The 18,711-nt window shown below is 43.4% G+C and carries 12 protein-coding genes; 8 read left to right on the top strand and 4 right to left on the bottom strand.

The genetic code is table 11. The features are described 5' to 3' along the window. Positions 1 to 9: 9 nt before the first annotated feature. Positions 10 to 912, bottom strand: a complete 903-nt coding sequence (locus AMBT_RS00955; RefSeq protein WP_158306755.1) for a sugar kinase — start codon at positions 910 to 912, stop codon at positions 10 to 12. Between the two features lie 482 nt (positions 913 to 1,394). Here AMBT_RS00955 and AMBT_RS00950 point away from each other — a divergent pair, with 482 nt between their 5' ends. Together AMBT_RS00950 and AMBT_RS00945 are read left to right on the top strand one after the other, a co-directional pair. Next, a complete protein-coding gene (locus AMBT_RS00950; RefSeq protein WP_013782682.1) occupies positions 1,395 to 2,126 on the top strand; it encodes a FadR/GntR family transcriptional regulator in 732 nt (243 codons plus the stop codon). 438 nt (positions 2,127 to 2,564) lie between these two features. Next, positions 2,565 to 3,890, top strand: coding sequence for a mechanosensitive ion channel family protein (locus tag AMBT_RS00945; protein WP_041452456.1), 1,326 nt, complete (start codon positions 2,565 to 2,567; stop codon positions 3,888 to 3,890). On the opposite strand, the gene AMBT_RS00940 is transcribed toward AMBT_RS00945, so the two are convergent. Further along, on the bottom strand, positions 3,887 to 4,372 hold the full coding sequence (locus AMBT_RS00940) for a hypothetical protein (protein ID WP_013782680.1): 486 nt from the start codon (positions 4,370 to 4,372) through the stop codon (positions 3,887 to 3,889). The two genes, AMBT_RS00945 and AMBT_RS00940, sit on opposite strands and share 4 nt — an antisense overlap. 382 nt (positions 4,373 to 4,754) lie before the next feature. Beyond that, entirely contained in the window at positions 4,755 to 7,055 is a 2,301-nt protein-coding gene (katG, locus tag AMBT_RS00935; RefSeq protein ID WP_013782679.1) for a catalase/peroxidase HPI, read from the bottom strand. 500 nt (positions 7,056 to 7,555) lie between these two features. Here katG and AMBT_RS00930 point away from each other — a divergent pair, with 500 nt between their 5' ends. From AMBT_RS00930 to AMBT_RS00910, 5 genes are all read left to right on the top strand, one after another. Next, on the top strand, positions 7,556 to 8,134 hold the full coding sequence (locus tag AMBT_RS00930) for a porin family protein (RefSeq protein ID WP_013782678.1): 579 nt from the start codon (positions 7,556 to 7,558) through the stop codon (positions 8,132 to 8,134). Between the two features lie 175 nt (positions 8,135 to 8,309). After that, positions 8,310 to 10,169, top strand: coding sequence for a monovalent cation:proton antiporter-2 (CPA2) family protein (locus AMBT_RS00925; protein ID WP_013782677.1), 1,860 nt, complete (start codon positions 8,310 to 8,312; stop codon positions 10,167 to 10,169). A gap of 157 nt (positions 10,170 to 10,326) precedes the next feature. Next, on the top strand, positions 10,327 to 11,487 hold the full coding sequence (locus tag AMBT_RS00920; protein ID WP_041452455.1) for a GGDEF domain-containing protein: 1,161 nt from the start codon (positions 10,327 to 10,329) through the stop codon (positions 11,485 to 11,487). A gap of 240 nt (positions 11,488 to 11,727) precedes the next feature. Continuing rightward, on the top strand, positions 11,728 to 13,914 hold the full coding sequence (locus tag AMBT_RS00915; RefSeq protein WP_013782675.1) for a VTT domain-containing protein: 2,187 nt from the start codon (positions 11,728 to 11,730) through the stop codon (positions 13,912 to 13,914). Beyond that, complete coding sequence (locus tag AMBT_RS00910) at positions 13,902 to 14,630, top strand: endonuclease/exonuclease/phosphatase family protein (protein WP_013782674.1); 729 nt, start codon at positions 13,902 to 13,904, stop codon at positions 14,628 to 14,630. The genes AMBT_RS00915 and AMBT_RS00910 overlap by 13 nt, the downstream gene beginning before the upstream one ends. On the opposite strand, the gene AMBT_RS00905 is transcribed toward AMBT_RS00910, so the two are convergent. Then, on the bottom strand, positions 14,579 to 15,583 hold the full coding sequence (locus AMBT_RS00905) for a LysR family transcriptional regulator (RefSeq protein WP_013782673.1): 1,005 nt from the start codon (positions 15,581 to 15,583) through the stop codon (positions 14,579 to 14,581). The genes AMBT_RS00910 and AMBT_RS00905 overlap by 52 nt on opposite strands. 421 nt (positions 15,584 to 16,004) lie before the next feature. On the opposite strand from AMBT_RS00905, the gene AMBT_RS00900 reads away from it, so the two are divergent. After that, a complete protein-coding gene (locus AMBT_RS00900) occupies positions 16,005 to 18,605 on the top strand; it encodes a TonB-dependent receptor plug domain-containing protein (protein WP_013782672.1) in 2,601 nt (866 codons plus the stop codon). Positions 18,606 to 18,711: the final 106 nt, after the last annotated feature.

The raw sequence follows: 18,711 nt of genomic DNA, 5'->3' as shown, positions 1-18,711 counted from the left end.
GCGTAAGGATCAGGTTAAATTTTTACTAAAGAGGCTATAAGCGGTGGCATCCACAATGGCGCCTTTGTGCTGGATGACAAAGCCCGCACTTTTTGATGCTTTCTCGACCGCTTCTTTTTGTGACGAATCATCTAGTCGTGCCCCAAGGTAAACGCCGTTGAAGGCATCGCCTGCAGATGTTGTATCTACCACATTCTTAACTGGCGTAAGCGGGACTTGAGAGATATCGCCTTGTTGATTAATAACGGTAACAGCGTCACTACCATTTTTTATAATCACTTCGTCGAAGGTGTAATCACTCAAAAATTTCAGTGTTTCGTCGATAGTGTCTATGCCATATAAGAAGTTAAAATCTTCAATACCGGGAAGAATAATATCTGCTAGCTCATAAGCTTTTGCGTAAAGGCGCTTAGCATCGTCTTTACTTTTCCACAACGAAGGGCGGTGGTTGATATCAAAAACTAACTTAACGCCAGCTGATTTTAATCGGGTTAATAAAGAGAAATACGTCGAAAGGTCTTCTTCGTTTATTATCGCTAGGCTAATACCACTAAACAACACCATGTCGAAGGCAGTCATTGCGGCAATATCGTTGCTATCTAGCGTTTGCATCATGCTTTTTGCTGCAGAATCCGAACGCCAATAAACGAATGAGCGTTCACCAGTATCATCTGTGTATATACGGTAAAGACCTAGGTGCTTATCTTCATGCCTGCCAATAAATCGTGGATTTATCCCCTCATTGACAGCATGCATGACCATTTCATCACTTAGCGCATCTTTGCCGACTGCACTGATGTAATAAACATCATGTTGGGGAAACGTACGTTTCATATAAACTGCTGAATTATATGTGTCACCTGCGAAACCTTGAGAGAGTAAGCCGTTCTCGGCTTCCCTAAGCTCTGACATACATTCGCCAATAAAACCAACTCTCATGCTACACAGACTCCAATTTAATATGCACTGTCTACTTAACGTAGTAGCCGTTTAATCCGAAGGCCAGCTAAATGTTGATTCCAGATAGACTTCGCTTACTTAATCCCCTTTTCTATGGGATTATCGTCGCTATCTAGCCTAATCACAGTGAACCTATACTGATTTCACTTTTTTGCTCGCCAACCATGGCCATATAAGCCATTTACGATGTTCATTTTGTGTAAAAGAAATGTCACACGAAAAACACAATCTAACCAATCGGACGACCAAATACAACCAATTTATTTTACCAGATAGCAAGCCAGTTATTACCAAGCGTAAATATCTCGACATTTATTCGTACTTTTAACTGTGATTAGCACAACGATATTTGTCGCACTTTGCGAATAGACGCATTTTCAGGCTACAATCTGTGTAACAGCGACGTTACCAATATATGTAAATAAGGTTAAAACATGAAATCTCGCCGGCTTTTCTGGAGTATTGTAGAAAAACTCGAAGACTTAATCGATCAAGGTATATGTCCAGCTGGGAGTCGACTGCCAGCGGAACGAGAACTAGCACAGACCTACAATGTGAGCCGTCCTACTATTCGTGAGGCGATAATCGCATTAGAGGTTCGCGAACGAGTGGAAGTGAAAACCGGGTCAGGAGTCTATGTATTAGCGCAAAAGAATGCCCAACATTCAGCAAAAACTATTAGTGCTTTCGAGCTTACTCAAGCCAGAGCATTGATTGAAGGGGAAGCCGCCGCGCTGGCTGCATCCACGATAAGCGATGACGAGGTTTCTGCGCTTAAGAAAGCCCTATCAGATATGGCCTCTCCAGATATTGCGGATGAAGCTGATCAGCGTTTTCACCATATTATTTCCCAAGCTACACATAACCATGCAGTGCAACTTTCGGTTGAAAATCTATGGGAACTTCGTCGTTCAACGCCCGAAATAGTAGCGGCCTATAACGATGTCTGCTCTCAAGGTATTGAACAACGAATAAAAGAACATACGGAAATTTTCAACGCCATTGCCAACAAAGACACTGCTGCCGCTCGTAAAGCAATGCACAGCCATTTTAATCGTCTAATAAACGCGTTATTTGATGCTAGTGAAGCGAGAGAGTTAGAAGAGATTAAACGGAAAACGGATAAGACGAGAGGCTTATATTCGATTTCTCATCTAAGTAAATAAATCACCTGCCTTGGTGAAAATCGTTTTTACGTAAAGCACAAACAAAACAGGCTTCTTTCGAAGCCTGTTACTTAGTAGGATACTCAGAGTGTTTTTGTTTTTCTTGTATGAGTTTGTATTTGAGTAAATCTGTTTTTACTAATACGGGTGTCTAAAAAGTAGCGCGTCATCATTAGTCGCGTTAGCTTCAGCTCAAAATATATAAACATCACGCCACCTTGTCAACCACAAACAAGAAAAGATATTACCAATAGCCATTACCAATAAACATTGAGAGGCTATAACGTTACCTTCTTCTACTTAACTGCTTTTATTTAAATACGCATTTTGTGTACAAAATTGCTTTACGGCATGCAAAATTCAGTTTAAAAAGCGCGCTATTGTTTAGTCTATAATTTCGAGTATTCTGCTCGTCATGGTTTAGCGAATTATAATCAAATGATCCCAAATACGTTTTTCGACTTCATACAAGAAAAATGGACTCTGATACAAGCATCGGTGTATACCACGACGTTCCTCATTCAAGTTTTGCTCATCGCAGTGATATACGCACTGGCCTTTATTCTGGCAAGACAAGTTAGAAGGCCTTTCAAGTTCACACGGGAAGCACCACAAAGCGGGGCACATACAATACACAACATGCTATTCAAACTTGGCGGCACACTGTTCCCCGTCATTACCATTAGCATACTCAAATTGACTACGGTTTTAGGTGAACAATTTCAATTCGATGCTTGGGTACTAGAAATAGCGGTTGTTGTGGCAGTTATGCTATTTGTTGCTTCCTTGATTAGAGGGTTTATAGATAACCCTGTTTTCGCCGGTTTCATGCGGTGGGTAGGCTTGCCTATTTTATTCTTACATTTAGTGGGCGTATTACCTGTTGTTACTAGTGCGCTGGAATCGATGTCGTTATCGATTGGCAATGTCGATATTTCAGCCTATGGAATAACGCGCGTATTTCTTTTTGGCGGCTTGTTGTTTTGGTTAGGTCGAGCATCTAACACCCTTGGAAAAGACATTATTCGCAGCCACACTACGCTAGATGTGTCTACTAAAGAAGTGTTCGCAAAACTCTTTGAAGTTGCGTTATTTTGTATTGTATTCCTGCTACTACTAAACGTGATGGGAATAAATCTAACCGCCTTAGCGGTATTCGGTGGTGCACTGGGCGTAGGGTTGGGCCTTGGGCTGCAATCTATCGCTTCAAACTTTATATCCGGCATTATTATATTGCTTGATAGGTCGTTAACCGTAGGTGATTTCGTAGAACTTGAAGACGGCCAAAAAGGTATCGTGCGGGAATTTAAAATGCGTTATGCGGTTCTCGAAACCTTCGACGGTAAAGACATACTCGTGCCTAACGAAAAGTTCATTAGCTCGTTATTAATCAACTGGACTCACAAAGATCCTAAACAGCGCTACCGTATCGATTTTTCAGTCGCTTATAAAACTGATATTCGAGCAATGGTAGAAATTATAAAAGATGCAGTAGCTCAACATCCTCAGGTTATTAGTGGTGAAGACATCCCCTTTGAAGAACTGCCAGATTGCGAAATAGACAGTTTTGGTGACTCGGGCGTGAATATGTTTGTTGAGTTTTGGATGGATGGTGTTGATGATGGAAAAAACCGTGTTGGCGGAGACCTTTTATTAACCGTGTTCGAAACCCTGAGAGAACATCAGATTGAAATCCCCTTCCCTCAACGTGAAGTACGCGTGGTTAACGAAAACGGTATTGGTATTCGAAATACCACCCCTTAGTAGCGAGAAAGTAATACATTCCACTGCCATTGGGCATCGCGTAGATTTAGCAGGTCGATAAACTTCTGATAATCGGCCTGCCCCATGGCATGGGCCACCGTTTTTAGCTGAGCTTTGGCTCTTATAGCTTTCACCTGTAGCAACTCTAAGCGTTTGTCGGCACTTTCACCAAAGTTAGTGTCTAGAATTTCATTGGCTTTTTTATTTGCATCCCAAAAGGTTAGCACATAGCCAATGAGTTTCAGATGTACACCTATCATCTGTTTACTTTCCAGAACGTGAGCCAAAGTAGATGTAGTCAGCCTTTTTTTAAAGCCACTCTCCGTTTCTGGTTTTGCGCTAACTGATAAGTGCTCAAGTGCTTCTTTGTATTCTTCAATTAGCCTAATATGCTGCTCGCCCTCATACTGCCCACTTGAAAGTGAATTCAAATCCTCTGCCAGTATTTCTAGGTTCACAAGCTGTCGCTGTATCGTTGCCATGATTAGTTATTAAATACTTAGGTATGCTAGATGGTTTTATGGGTTATTGACTGATGCATCGCTAGCATTCAATCATTGCCTTATCATCACTACTTTGCAGGTATTTTCTGCCATTGCTACTCTGCATTCAGTCTTTACGCTTTGACTGTCATTTATTCATCGCCACTTCTATGCATTTACAACGAGATAATTTACAACATGACTAAAGCGCGTATTAATTTTTATCTAAGCTGTTCAGTGTATAGAAAGTTTGCGGGAGGTGCAGCGTTAATCTTGGGTATCTTTCTAACGCCTTTCAATGTTTCCTTTTATTTCTTCAATGTAAAAAACGCGGGCACTTCAATAATGCCCGCGTTTCTATTAAGTAAATGAGCCTTTAACTTTACTGATTTAAAGGGCTGCTTAAGTCATGACGTAAATCGAAGCGATCAAGGGTCATCACTTTTATCCACGCATCTACAAAATCCTCTACAAATTTAGTTTTCGCGTTGTCGTAAGCGTAAACTTCAGACACTGCACGCAATTCACTATTTGAACCAAATACTAAATCAACAGGTGTAGCCGAGTAGAGTACCTCACCCGTTTTACGGTTTATGCCCTCATAAACAGCGGCGTCGTCTGTTTTTCTCCACTTCACATTCATATCAAGCAATGTGGTAAAGAAATCATTGTTGAGCGCACCTACCTTATTAGTGAAAACACCGTGAGTGCTATTGCCGTTATTCGCACCTAACGAACGCATACCACCAATTAGTACCGTCATTTCTGGAACGGTTAAGTTAAGTTGGTCTGCTTTATCTACCAGCATTTCTGCAGGTGAACGATAGCTAGTATCTGCATTGTAGTAGTTGCGGAATGCATCAGCCGTTGGCTCTAACAGTGAGAACGAGTTCACATCAGTTTGCGCTTGGGTTGCATCACCTCGCCCTGGTACGAACGGTACCGAAATTTCAACGCCTGCATCGGCAGCCGCTTTTTCAATAGCCGCCCCACCTGCTAATACAATGAGGTCAGCCAACGAAATTTTAGGACTTGATGACTTACCGCCATTAAAGTCTTTTTGAATTTCTTTTAATTTAGCGATCACAGCTTTAACGGTTTCAGGTTCATTTACCGACCAATCCATTTGTGGTGCAAGTGCAATACGAGCACCATTTGCGCCACCTCGGTAGTCAGATGCTCGAAAACTTGCCGCCGAGCCCCAGGCTGTTTTAACTAACTGTTGTACGCTAAGCCCCGAATCTAAAATAGTTGCTTTTAACTTTTTCGCGTCGCCATCACTAACTAGCTTGTGATCAGTAATGGTTACTGGGTCTTGCCATACAAAATTTTCTTCAGGAATATCGTTACCAAGATAACGTGCTTTAGGGCCCATATCGCGGTGGGTTAGCTTGAACCAAGCCTTAGCAAAGGCGGTTTGATATTCTTTTGGATCAGCAAGGAAGCGTTCTGCTATCTTACGATATTCTGGGTCATACTTAAGCGCGAGATCGGCCGTTGTCATAACCGGAGCATGTCGCTTCCCTTCTACATGAGCGTCTGGCACTGCTGTTTGCGCAGACTCATCAGTTGGTATCCATTGAATAGCGCCTGCCGGGCTGCGAGTTTGTTCCCACTCAAAACCAAGCAAGTTTTGCAGATATAAACTGGTCCAACGGGTAGGAAGTTGGGTCCAAGCACCTTCTAAACCACTAGTCACTGTGTCTTCAGAATGTCCTTTGCCACAGTTGTTCTTCCAACCAAGGCCTTGTTCTTCCACACCTGCACCACCAGGTTCTGCTTCTAAACAGTCTGCAGGCTTGTGAGCGCCATGCATTTTGCCAAATGTATGACCGCCAGCGATAAGCGCCACTGTTTCTTCATCATTCATGGCCATGCGATTAAATGCGGTGCGAATGTTCTTCGCTGAACCCAAAGGATCAGGCACACCTTTAGGCCCTTCCGGATTAACGTAAATTAAACCCATGTGCGTCGCGCCTAATGGGCGTTGCAACTCTCCGCCCTTTTCTTCTCGATCGCTAGCCAGCATTTCTACTTCAGGTCCCCAATAAACCATATCAGGTTCCCAGTCGTCGGTACGACCACCCGCATAACCATAGGTATCAAAACCCATGTTTTCCATACCTACCGTGCCGGCAAGTATCATAAGGTCACCCCAAGATAATGCTTTCCCGTACTTTTGCTTTATTGGCCAAAGCAATCGGCGCGCTTTATCTAGGCTTGCATTATCAGGCCAGCTATTGAGCGGGTCGAAACGCATTTGGCCACCATCGCCCCCGCCTCGACCATCTAACGTACGATATGTCCCCGCACTATGCCATGAAAGTCGGATAAAGAATGGACCATAGTTTCCATAATCTGCAGGCCACCAATCTTGAGAGGTCGTCAGCAATTCATTCACATCCGCTTTAACTTGGTCTAAATCGAGTGAAGAGAATGCTTTTGCGTAGTCAAAGTCATCGCCTAGCGGGTTTGAGCGGCTGTCGTGATCACGAAGTTGAGATAGGTTTAATTGTTCTGGCCACCAAAAATTATTCGTTCTAGCCTGAAAAGGCTGAACCATGCCAGACCCTTTTGCGCCGGCTGGTTTGCTAATTTCATTGTTAGCAAATGAATGCGACGTACCTAGTGCCAATGAAATCAAGCCTGCTAATGTAGCCTTGCGTACCCTGGTAATTTTCATATTGTTGTTCCATTTATTATGTGTATACATCTGCAAATGTATGCGTTTTGTAGTTCGCCCACCCGCCACAATTTGCAGTTAACAATTAATTCACATAGTTAATGTAGTTATCGGTTCGCTTAAAGGACAGTTAAAAAATTGAATTAACCCGATAGGAAATACTGATTAAGGCATTCGTTCTAAAAACAGATATTTAAAAACGTTGACTCAATCAACCTGAAAAACGTGTTTACGCATTTCAGAAGCCGTGTACTCTTTTCATACCCCAAGAAAGTTATGCCGTACAACTTTTAATCGGCGGCTAAAACTTACTCAACTTGAACATAAAACTGAGTAAGACCGTGAAACTCTTTCCCAATATTTCCCTCGTTTAAGACAATTTTACGCTGGCACGCCGATTGAATAGTCAGTGTTATCAAACGTGAAGCATTTCATCTTCACGTGGATCTTCCTTTATCGGAAGCTAATGGAACGTTGGAAATTAAAACGAGGATGTCATTATGAAAAACACACTTACAGCACTTGCTGGTATTGCAGCACTTACATCATTCGGTAGTTTTGCTCAGTCAAACGACTACTCTCTCGACGAAAGTGGTTTCTATGTTGGTGGTAACTACGGATACCTTCGCGTAGAAGGTGAAGACGATTTTGATGACGACAAAGATGTATGGCAAGGACTTGTCGGTTATAAGTTCAACGAATGGGTTGCGGTAGAAGGTAGTTTTATCGACTTCGGTGACTATGGCAACGACATTGCTGGCGGAGATACCGATGGGTACACGGCGGCGATTAAAGGAACTCTTCCAATAACAGACCGTTTTTCACTGTACGCTAAAGCGGGACAGTTGTGGTCAGAAACAGAATATAACCTAGGCGGTGTTTCTAGTGACTATGACGACGAAAGTCTTTTCGTTGGCGCAGGCTTAAGTTATGCCATCACAAAAAACTTTTTGGTTAACGCCGAATACACAGTGTATGACGCCGAGCTAGATGCAGAAGAAGCCGTAGATGATATCGACGATACTAACTTTGAGACAGATTTAAAGCAGGCAAGCATCGGTGTTGAATATCGATTCTAAATACCAAAGTTAATTGAGTTCCCCCTAAATGCGGCGCTTTACAGCGCCGCATTTTTATTTACATCCCTTACTAAAAACAGTTACCTCCAAAACAGGTTAATGAATGTCAAGCTAACGACATGTTTTTGAGATAGCATAATTCATTCCTATAAACGAAAAGACGGCAGTAGACCTCATGCTAACACTTGCTCTTATCTACCTTGGTGCTGCGCTAATCGCTGTACCTATTGCTAAACGATTGGGTTTGGGCTCAGTGCTAGGCTATCTCATTGCTGGGATTTTAATTGGTCCATTTGTTTTATCGCTAGTGGGCGACCAAACCGAAGTGATGCACTTCGCTGAGTTTGGGGTAGTGATGATGCTGTTTCTTATTGGGCTTGAGTTGCAACCTTCCCGATTATGGACCTTAAGGCATTCAATCGTGGGGCTAGGAGGACTACAAGTGTTGCTCTCGACCGGGGCTATTTTTGCCATCACCTATTATGGATTGGGGCTTGCTTGGCAAAGCGCATTGGCAATTGGCTTGATGCTAGCGCTCTCTTCAACCGCTATTGTTATCCAATCTCTGGAAGAAAAAGGCTGGTTAAAATTAGACGCCGGCCAAAATAGTTTCTCGGTTCTTTTATTTCAAGACATCGCCGTTATTCCTATATTGGCACTTATGCCGCTACTTTCATTCCTTCCCGCTAGTGCCGTTGATGGGTCTAACCACTCACTGGTATCGGATTGGTCTGCCATGGGTAAAGTGGGTATTTCTATTGCCGTGATTGTTACCATTATTCTGGCGGGCAAATACATTTCCACCCCCATATTCAGGTACATCTCCCAAACTCATATGCGAGAAATATTCACGGTTTTCGCGCTATTCTTAGTGATTGCAATAGCACTACTGATGCAGACCGTCGGCCTTTCCCCAGCATTAGGCACCTTCTTGGCGGGCGTGGTGCTTGCAGAGAGTGAATTTAGACATGAACTTGAAGCTGATATTGAGCCCTTCAAAGGGCTGTTACTAGGGCTATTTTTCGTTACCGTTGGCGCATCGATTGATTTCGGATTATTAGCTGAGAACAGTTTACTTATATTACTGCTGGTTGTTGGTCTTGTGGCTATTAAAGGTTTAGTGCTTTATGGCTTAGCCCATCTCTTTTCGATTAATTCTCGTCAGCGACTATTGTTCACTTTAGCCCTAGCACAAGGTGGGGAATTTGCCTTCGTGCTACTTTCACTATCTCGAGAGTTGAGTATTTTAAGTTCTCAGGAAGCCAATATTGTTACCTTAGTCGTGGCACTTTCCATGGTTATTACCCCATTACTATTAATGGTTTACGACCGTGCACAGAAATTTCAAAAGTCATCAGCACCTGCATTTGATAAGCCTGAGGAAATAGAGGCTTCTCGACATGTGATTATTGCGGGCTACGGTAGATTTGGGCAAGTTATTGGACGACTGTTAAAGGCCCAAGGTTATGAAGTAAGCGTACTTGATCACAGCCCTAGCCAAATCGACTTGTTGAGACGCTTCGGTAACAAAGTCTTCTACGGCGACGCCGCCAGAAAAGAATTATTAGAAGCGGCAGGGGCAAATTCTGCCGACCTGCTTGTTATTGCCATAGATGACCCGCACAAAACAATCGAAATTATCGACATTGCTCGTAAGCATTACCCAAATTTGAAGTTAGCGGTACGGGCTAGGGACAGGCGCCATGCTTATGAACTTATTCGTATGAAAGTCGGCACCTTTAACCGAGAAACTTTCGACTCTGCATTGGTACTCGCGGTTGAATCATTAAAATTATTGAGGAACGATGATATCGATGCCGAACGCGCAGGAAGGCTATTTAGAGAACATGATGTTGAATCCATGAACCTACTTGCTGAATTGTGGGGTGATGACCACTCTTATGGCGTCGCAATTAAACAGCGGATGGATGACCTCACCCAAGTATTAGCACAAGATACTGAAGCACAAGATATGTTTAATACCTGTGATAGTACTCGAGACCCTAATAAAGCTAACGAGGCGAAAGAAGGATGAAAGTGAATAAGGGCAAAACTGCAACGATAGAATAGCCATAATAAAGTATATAATTTAATAACTTTATCTAGTTTACGATACCAGCCTTAGGATGAGTGCCCTATTGCACTCTTTATACTTTGGTATAATCCTGCCTCGAATTAATCTTAAGGGCTGAGTGTTGTACTTTTTTCTAGCCACCTGCATTATTGTTTCTATCGCGGTATGTGCGGCACTTTGCGGCTACTTCACGATAAAAACGGTTTATCAGAAAAAAACAATATTTCGCTACTGGTCAATTGCCAGTGGCTTGCTTTGCGGTAGTTTAATTTCACGTCTTAGCGATACCCTATATGCACTCCCTTCTTCATATTTCATTTTGGGGCTTATAGCTCTTGTAGTCGGTTTCTATCAGGTCTTTTTGGGGTTGGAATCGCTACAAAAACACAAAGACTACAAACTTAACCGCCATGCACTTCCTGTCCTAGGGGTAGGAGTTAGTGGAATTTGTGTATTGTGGTCAATGCCTGCGCTGGCCGAATCTGTGGCTATGTTTTTTTGTGCTGCACTTGTGCTGTTAAGTGAGGGCGTGCTTTACAATGATAATAGAGTAAAAGAGGAAAAGCGTGCCTTGCTCCGCCATTTGCTGCTTATTTCGTCTTTTTCACTTTTCTTACATGGCACGGTATCGGTGGTAAATTCAATTACCGGTGGTATGGATGACTTGTCGTTGCTGTACAAGCTCACCTCTGTGCTGATGGTGATAACCGCTGCATTAATCGTTTTATCGTTGACGCGATGTAGCACAGAGCCAAAATCTCAATCACTTTATCATCGTCCGCTTAGAGGCTCTGGTGCGGTTTTACTAAAACGTGACGACTTTATTCAACAATCCATTAAAAAGCTTCAACAAACTAACAAACATGAAAATGTACTGTTGCTAGTTGAAATAGATGGCTACCAAGACGTGATAGATAACTACGGCGCGAGTGCCGGTGAAAGCGCCAGTTCTCAAGTGGGGCAGTCTCTTATTCATTTTACCCGTTCAAATGATATAGCGGGGCAAATAAGCGAAAGTAAGTTTGCGATTATGCTAAGCGGTGTCACTATTGACTCGGTTCATGTGGTTGCTGATAGATTGGTAAAACAAGTATTTTCCAAAAATGTCCAAACGCTAGACAGCGCGCCCATGTTTACTGCCAGTATCGGGATTGCGCCTTCCTCAGATATCGTATTCTCGTGGCAACAAGGAGAGCCGTTCGATGAATACAGCATAAAACGACATGACGGTACTAGTTTAGTCTACATGCTGTCACCATTTAAAACGGCCACACTGTAAGTTTTGCGCTGAATTATCGCGCTTATCTTCAATTTTCCATTACGCCTCAATTACCCTCTTCCTATGAAAAAGTTACATTCTCCGGTTCCGACCAAATGAAAACTCTTCACTCAAACAGCCTTAAAAACATGATTTATTAGTAAGTTAGGGTCCAAACCTAACACTACTTTGATCCGGAACGTTTCCTGCAACTTCTTTGTATATTTACTTTATTACACGGAAGCGATTTCGGGAGACAACATGGTTGATAACAATAATATATTCAAACCAGGTGAAAACTGTTGGGTTAGCAGCAAAGCAAATTTTGTTGCGCCACTCATAGATTGTGGTAACTATTACAAAGCGCTACACAGCGCTATTGTAAAAGCCAAACACAGTATTTTTATCATTGGGTGGGACATTGATAGCCGGATACGCCTTTTAAGAGGTGATGACGAAGCAAACAGTGAAGCCCCGAGTGTTGTCAGTGATTTACTTGCATGGAAAGCAGAAAATAACCCCGACTTAAACATTTACCTGCTACGCTGGGATTCTTCTCTCGCATTTTTCTCTAAACGAGAAATGTGGGCAAAAGAAGTGTGGGAAGAAAAAACCCCAGATAACGTGCAAACCGAGCTTGATGACACCATCCCTATGGGCGGCAGTCAGCACCAAAAAATTATCGTGATTGATGATGAGCTGGTTTTCTCTGGTGGCATGGATATTTCAACGAATCGCTGGGACACCCGTGACCACCCCGTAGTATCTGAAGAACGAGATGGGCCCGACGGTGAGTACCCTCCGCTACACGATGTGCAAATGGTATCTTCCGGTCCAGTAGTGGCTGATTTTTCTAAACTGGTTCGTTGGAGGTGGTTGCGGGTTGCCGAAAGTGAACCGGTAGAGATTCGCGCCCAAGCCGATACGTCTGTAGATGGTCCTATTCCCGACACGTGGCCTGAAGGTTTTCCGCCCATCTTTGAAGAAGTCGACTGTGCGCTAGCTAGAACAATTCCGTTTATGGACGAAGTTGAGCCAGCGCAAGAAGTACGCACCATGCTACTTGATTTAATCGGTCAAGCCGAGTCGCTTATCTACATTGAGAATCAATTTACTACTCGTCAGGAAATTGCCGAAGCGTTGAACAAACGTATGAAGGCACGTCCTGACTTACACGTCATTATTGTCAGTTCTTACGAGCCTAAAGGTAAATTCGAATGTGAAGCCTTTTGGGCAAGTCGCATAGAATTTAAATCTATTCTTGAAAAAGACATCGACCCTAAAAGAGTAAAGTTGACTTACTCGTCGTGCGAAGACTTACAAGGCAGAAAAGCCTACAAGCGCATACATTCTAAGGTAATGACCGTTGACGACAAATACTTAGTGATAGGATCGTCTAACCTAAGTAACCGTTCTATGACACTAGATACAGAAATTGACGTTGTGCTTAGCGGCAACAGCGAGCTAAACCGAGCGGCAATTTTGAATGTTCGTAACGATTTACTTGCTGAGCATACCGGTAGAGATATCTCAGATATGCCTGCACTGTTTGCAGAAGAATATCCTGTTGAAGCATTAATCCATGGGCAAATTGCACACGGATATGTATTAACCGAAGTTCGTGATGAAGTTTTCACTACGCAGTCAGTGAATAATGTATTTCGTTCTTTATCAGATCCAGAGGAGCCTTTAATTTCTATGCCTTCTTTTGATGGTGGGGCGCTACCCGCGCGTAACCCAAGACGTAGAACTATTATGATCATGTTGGGGCTAGCCGTTATTGCTGTGCTCGGTGGCCTGATGTTCTGGGCGAGCCAATCCATTTCGTGGTTAAGTGGTGAGAGTATTAATGCGTTCCTTGAAAAGAGCAGAGGCACTTACTTTGCACTGCCTACGGTATTATTGGTTTATGTAGTGGGAGGCATACTCTTCTTCCCCGTTACCGTATTGTCATTAGCGGTTGCCGCTATCTTCGGCCCTATTTGGGGGCCAATATACGGCATCATGGGTGCCCTGCTAAGCTCTGCTATTTTATTTGCTATCGGTAAACTTTCTGGTGACGCTGGCCTTCGGAAGGTGGGTGGACCGAAAGTAGAAGCATTGGATGAGAAACTGAAACAAAGTGGAATAGTGGGTGTTGCTGCCATTAGAATGTTGCCTATTGCCCCCTTTAGCTTAGTAAACTTAGTTGCAGGTATTTCATCAATTGGTTTATTACAGTTTCTGATCGGTACTTTCTTTGGCATGTTCCCCCCAATGATTGCGAAAGGATTGGTAGGTGACTCTATAACTCAAATCTTCCGCAACCCGTCGGTTGAAACCATTAGCTATTTAGTAGGCGGTATTGTGCTTTGGGGCTTAATGATTTGGGGCTCTCAAAAGTTCGCTCGCTATTATCAAGAATCTCGTCAAAAACGTGCATCGGAAAGTAAAGAATGTGCCGCATAATTAGTTACAACATTCATAGTGGGCTAGGCAGGGACAAGTTACAAAATTATCACCGAATTGGGCAATTTCTAGCTGAATCGGGTGCCGATATTGTACTTTTACAAGAGATGGATACACGCCCATCCGAGCGTGCGATTGAGCGAGATATTGAAGATATTTGTGCTAAAAATGTCTACAACTTGGTGTCTGCCCCTGCCCTGCATGAGCCAAGCGGATGGTATGGCAACGCTATATTGTCGCGCTTCAACGTTATTGAACAAGAAACCTTTGACGTAAGCCAGCAGGGGCGACAGCCCAGAAATGTGCAAGTGGTAGTGTTACAAACTGACAAAGGACCCCTTACTGTCGTTAACACCCATAAAGGACTTAAGCGATTAGAGCGCCGCTCGCAATTCGCATTGTTGCATGATTATCTTGAGCAAAGGATGCAAGCCCATCCCATGCCATTGGTATTGGCGGGAGACTTCAATGAGTGGCAATTCTTTTCACGGGCTTTCACCTCGTTGAACAAGCTTTTGAATCAACATAAGGTAGGCGCTACCTTCCCGAGTCAATTTCCAATTTTCTCTTTAGATCGTGTGTGGGTAAGTGACGACATCACGGTTTCAGAATGCAAAAAGCTGACATCAAAAAAGGCGAGCGTCTTTTCTGACCACCTGCCAGTTCAACTCGACATTAGACTTCCAGAAGCCAATACGCCTTTCATTTCTGACTGATCAGTAAACGCTAAGGAGCCTCGCCAGTGTTGCAGCGCCTGCTCACTGGCGACAACTTGTTTTATCACTTTAAGCATTTTTAAGACGGCTTCGTTTAACGGGCTCGTTTTGTTAGTCGCAGCTAGCACCAATCGCTGCATTTCCGGCTCAACTATTTTTAACGTAGAAACCAAGCCCGATTCTTCAAGATGAAAAATGGCCGATGTTGGTAGTATCATTACCCCTTCTCCTTGCATAACTTGTCGCAACCCTGTCATCAACTGCCCCGAATAGGCTAAATTATGCTGCAAATTGACACCCGTCGCTTTTTCATAATGTTCGATAAGCTTGCCTAATGCGTCTTTATTGCCAGGCGATAATAGAGGGAATTGGCTCAACGCCCAAAACGGGATACTTTCTCTGCCCGCAAGGTGGCTGTACTCACTGGATGTTGCTTGATTAGCCATTACCAAGTGCAAGTTTTCACGAATAACCGGTGAAACCGTCATAAACCTTGGGTCAACGTCTTGCTCGTAGGTTAATGCAATATCGACTTGCCGCCCTTCTAACCACCCCTTTACTGAATACGAAGGGCCAGTACTTATTTCCAATTTTAGTTTTGGGTGGTTTTGCTTTACTTCTGCAATAAGCGGCATGGAAAGTACATTGCCGATAGACGGAAGCATACCCACTTTTACAGTACCCGCCGTTTTCCCCACTAACTCTCGCAGTTCAGATTTAGCGTTATTGATATCATCCATGAGCCTGGTGGCGTGGGTGAGAAACAAATCGCCCGCTGGGGTTAACGTTACCCCAGAGAAGGTTCGACTTAGCAACTGCGCCCCCATCTCTCTTTCGAGGCTTGCTAATTGCTGACTAATGGCAGGTTGAGCGATATCAAGCTCACGTGCTGCACCTGCAATACTGCCTTTGTGTACTGTGGTTAAAAAATACTGAAGTTGCTTAGAGTTCAAAGTCTAATTTCCCGAATATGACAGTTTTTAACACGTTGCCATAAAGCACAGGTCGCTTTATTAAGATTAAAATCAGCAAGTTACATGCCATCGACTAGTAAAGCTGCCCTCACACTTGTAAAAATTACGTTAATCTCAAAGTTGCATTTATTTTTTTCATACTAAGCTAGAACAATTAAAGACATTAGAATCAGATAGTTAAATACAGCCTCAATACTTTTCTTATACCCCTCAATATTCTTTTTTCTTTCGCGATTTTAAAAGAATTTTTAGCCTGAGTGTCAATACAGGTAACCACACAAAACATTTATAAGATGCAGGATGCATCAAGGTGGTGCTTGTTATGCCAAACGTGGGCGGCATTAGTCCCTGCTCCAAGTGAAGAATAACAACTCATAACGGCTCGTTTTAGGGAACACACATGAGAAAAAACAAGATACATAATGCAATTGCACTAGCGTTCACTGGAATCTCTCTATCTTTGGCAGCACCACTCGCGCTAGCGCAAGAAGCTGAAGAAACCGCAGTAGATACTCAAAATGTTGAAAAAATTGCTGTTGTTGGTGCACGTGGTGCACCTCGCTCAGTAACTAGCTCTCCTGTACCTGTTGATGTATTAAGTGCTGAAGATATTGAAGCAGTAGCCTTCACCGACATGAACAACGTACTAATGACTTTGGTTCCATCTTATTCAGTAGGCCGACAGCCCATTTCTGATGGTGGTACTTTCATTCGTCCTGCAACGCTACGTGGTATGCCCACAGATAAAACTTTGGTGCTAGTTAACTCAAAACGCCGTCACAGAGCAGCGTTGGTATCTATTGGGGGTTCTGGTACACAAGGGCCTGATATCGCGACTATTCCTACCGCTGCGATTGGCAGTGTAGAAGTATTACGCGATGGTGCAGCCGCCCAGTATGGCTCTGACGCTATTGCTGGTGTTATTAACTTTCAGTTAAAAGAGAACACTGAAGGTGGGTCTTTCACCGCTGACTACGGTAGCTATTTTGAAGGTGACGGCGACCAAATTACCATTACAGGTAACAAAGGTTTTGCGTTAGGTGATGATGGTTTTTTAAGTATTTCAGCAGAATATTCAGACAGCGAAGCCACCTTTCGCGGCGAGCAATACTGCGAAGATTGGTTTTGTGTAGATGAACAATCAGAACAATACATTGCAGATGCCGCCGCAATGGCTAGCTCAGTGCATGATTCAGATGTAGTTCAGCCTTGGGGACAGCCAGATACTAGTGGTACTCGTATCTTTTTCAATGCTGGCTATGCATTAACGGCTGAAATGGAGCTTTACGCGTTTGGTAACTACTCTGAAAGTGAAGGTAGCGGTAACTTCTATTATCGTTACCCGGGTAACCGCACTATTGAAGATATTCGGCTAGAAGATGGTTCTATATGGAGCCCTACTGAATTTTTCCCAGGTGGCTTTACGCCGCGCTTTTCTGGCGATGTAACCGACTACTCTTTTGTTGGTGGTATTAAAGGAATGTCTGGCGACTTAGGCTATGACATAAGTGGTCGTTACGGATATAACGATATTTCATATACGCTTGCCAATACGATTAACCCCTCTATGGGTAATGAGTCACCGACATCATTTAAGCCCGGTGACCTAACTAACGAAGAAACGCAAATTCAGGCCGATTTCACTTACGATTTTAACGAATATATTTTGGCCTTCGGGGCAAGCTATCTTGACGAGTCTTATGAAATTTCAGAAGGCGGAGTAGATTCTTACTTTGCAGGGCCTTACGCAACCTCTGATCCTTGGGGCTTCTGTGACGGAGATGCAGCTAGTGCAGCTGGTTTAGCCGTCATAGGTACCGGTTCAACGCTAAATTGTGCTGACAGTGATGATGCGGTTTATACCGTGGTGGGTGTAGGCTCAAATGGTTTCCCTGGTTATTCACCTGACTACTCAGGTACGTATAGCCGTGACTCTTACGCGGTATATACTGATATTTCTGGTGACATTACTGACGAATTATTCGCACAAGCCGCTATACGTTATGAAGACTATTCAGACTTTGGTTCTGAGGTGGTTTATAAGGTTGCGGGTATTTACCAAATTAATGATGAAATTGCAGTAAGAAGTTCATACGGTACGGGCTTTAGAGCTCCAACGCCAGGTCAGCAAGGTACGACTAACGTATCGACTCGCTTGCCTGATGGCTTTCCTGTTGCTACGGGCTTATTCCCAGCGGGCGGTGATGTAGCGCAAGCATTAGGCGCTGAAGAACTACTTCCTGAAAAATCAACTAACTTCACACTTGGTTTAACCGCTAGCTTTGGTGATCTAACGCTTACTGCCGATTACTACAACATTAAACTAGAAGACAGACTGTACTCAGTATCTACACGAGATGTGTCTACTACGGTAGTCACTGACCCAGACGCTGATGGTTATGATGCCTACCAGAACTACTTGGCACTATCAGGTGCGGGCGTTTCAGGAGCAGAGTCCATTGGGGGTGTATTCTTCTTCCAAAATGCGTTCGATACGGTTACTGAAGGTGTAGACCTCGTTGCCACTTATAAAATGGAAACGACCTACGGTTCAACGATGATTACAGGGTCTATTAACTATAACGATACATCGTTCGACTCAGATCCTAGCGAATTCCTAGACCCCGAAGACATATTCGATTTTGAAAATGGAACGCCAGAAATGCGCGGTGTGTTCTCTGTGACACATAGTTATGATGTGTGGTCTGCGGTGGCACGATTAAGTTACTACGGTGAATACGAAAATGTAGGTAGCGATGATGGTACCGTAATCGATGCCGAAACAATTCAAACCTATGGCTCTGAATTTATGTTTGATATTGAAGGGTCATACCTTATCAATGAAAACCTAACGTTATCAGTAGGTGTACGTAACCTATTTGATAGCTATCCAGACCCTACAATAAATGGTGATGCTTGCTGTGGTCAAGTCTATGACTCAGGCTCAGTCGTCGACTGGCAGGGTGGTTACTACTACACCCGCCTCGCGGCAAGATTCTAAAATCAACGATTAATAAACACCGGCAAATGCCGGTGTTTATGTTTCCCCCCTCTTTTTATAAGTAAAATTTAAAGGTCTATTCATGTTATTAGAAGTATTTGCTGGA

The organism is Alteromonas naphthalenivorans, assembly GCF_000213655.1.
Classification (GTDB): domain Bacteria; phylum Pseudomonadota; class Gammaproteobacteria; order Enterobacterales; family Alteromonadaceae; genus Alteromonas; species Alteromonas naphthalenivorans.
Note: the sequence above shows the minus strand (reverse complement) of the source record. Positions and strands in the feature narration are given on the sequence as shown.

Coding starts and splice junctions, on each gene's coding strand:
- AMBT_RS00955 (WP_158306755.1), bottom strand. CDS start 912: ATGTCAGAGCTTAGGGAAGCCGAGAACGGCTTACTCTCTCAAGGTTTC.
- AMBT_RS00950 (WP_013782682.1), top strand. CDS start 1,395: ATGAAATCTCGCCGGCTTTTCTGGAGTATTGTAGAAAAACTCGAAGAC.
- AMBT_RS00945 (WP_041452456.1), top strand. CDS start 2,565: ATGATCCCAAATACGTTTTTCGACTTCATACAAGAAAAATGGACTCTG.
- AMBT_RS00940 (WP_013782680.1), bottom strand. CDS start 4,372: ATGGCAACGATACAGCGACAGCTTGTGAACCTAGAAATACTGGCAGAG.
- katG (WP_013782679.1), bottom strand. CDS start 7,055: ATGAAAATTACCAGGGTACGCAAGGCTACATTAGCAGGCTTGATTTCA.
- AMBT_RS00930 (WP_013782678.1), top strand. CDS start 7,556: ATGAAAAACACACTTACAGCACTTGCTGGTATTGCAGCACTTACATCA.
- AMBT_RS00925 (WP_013782677.1), top strand. CDS start 8,310: ATGCTAACACTTGCTCTTATCTACCTTGGTGCTGCGCTAATCGCTGTA.
- AMBT_RS00915 (WP_013782675.1), top strand. CDS start 11,728: ATGGTTGATAACAATAATATATTCAAACCAGGTGAAAACTGTTGGGTT.
- AMBT_RS00910 (WP_013782674.1), top strand. CDS start 13,902: ATGTGCCGCATAATTAGTTACAACATTCATAGTGGGCTAGGCAGGGAC.
- AMBT_RS00900 (WP_013782672.1), top strand. CDS start 16,005: ATGAGAAAAAACAAGATACATAATGCAATTGCACTAGCGTTCACTGGA.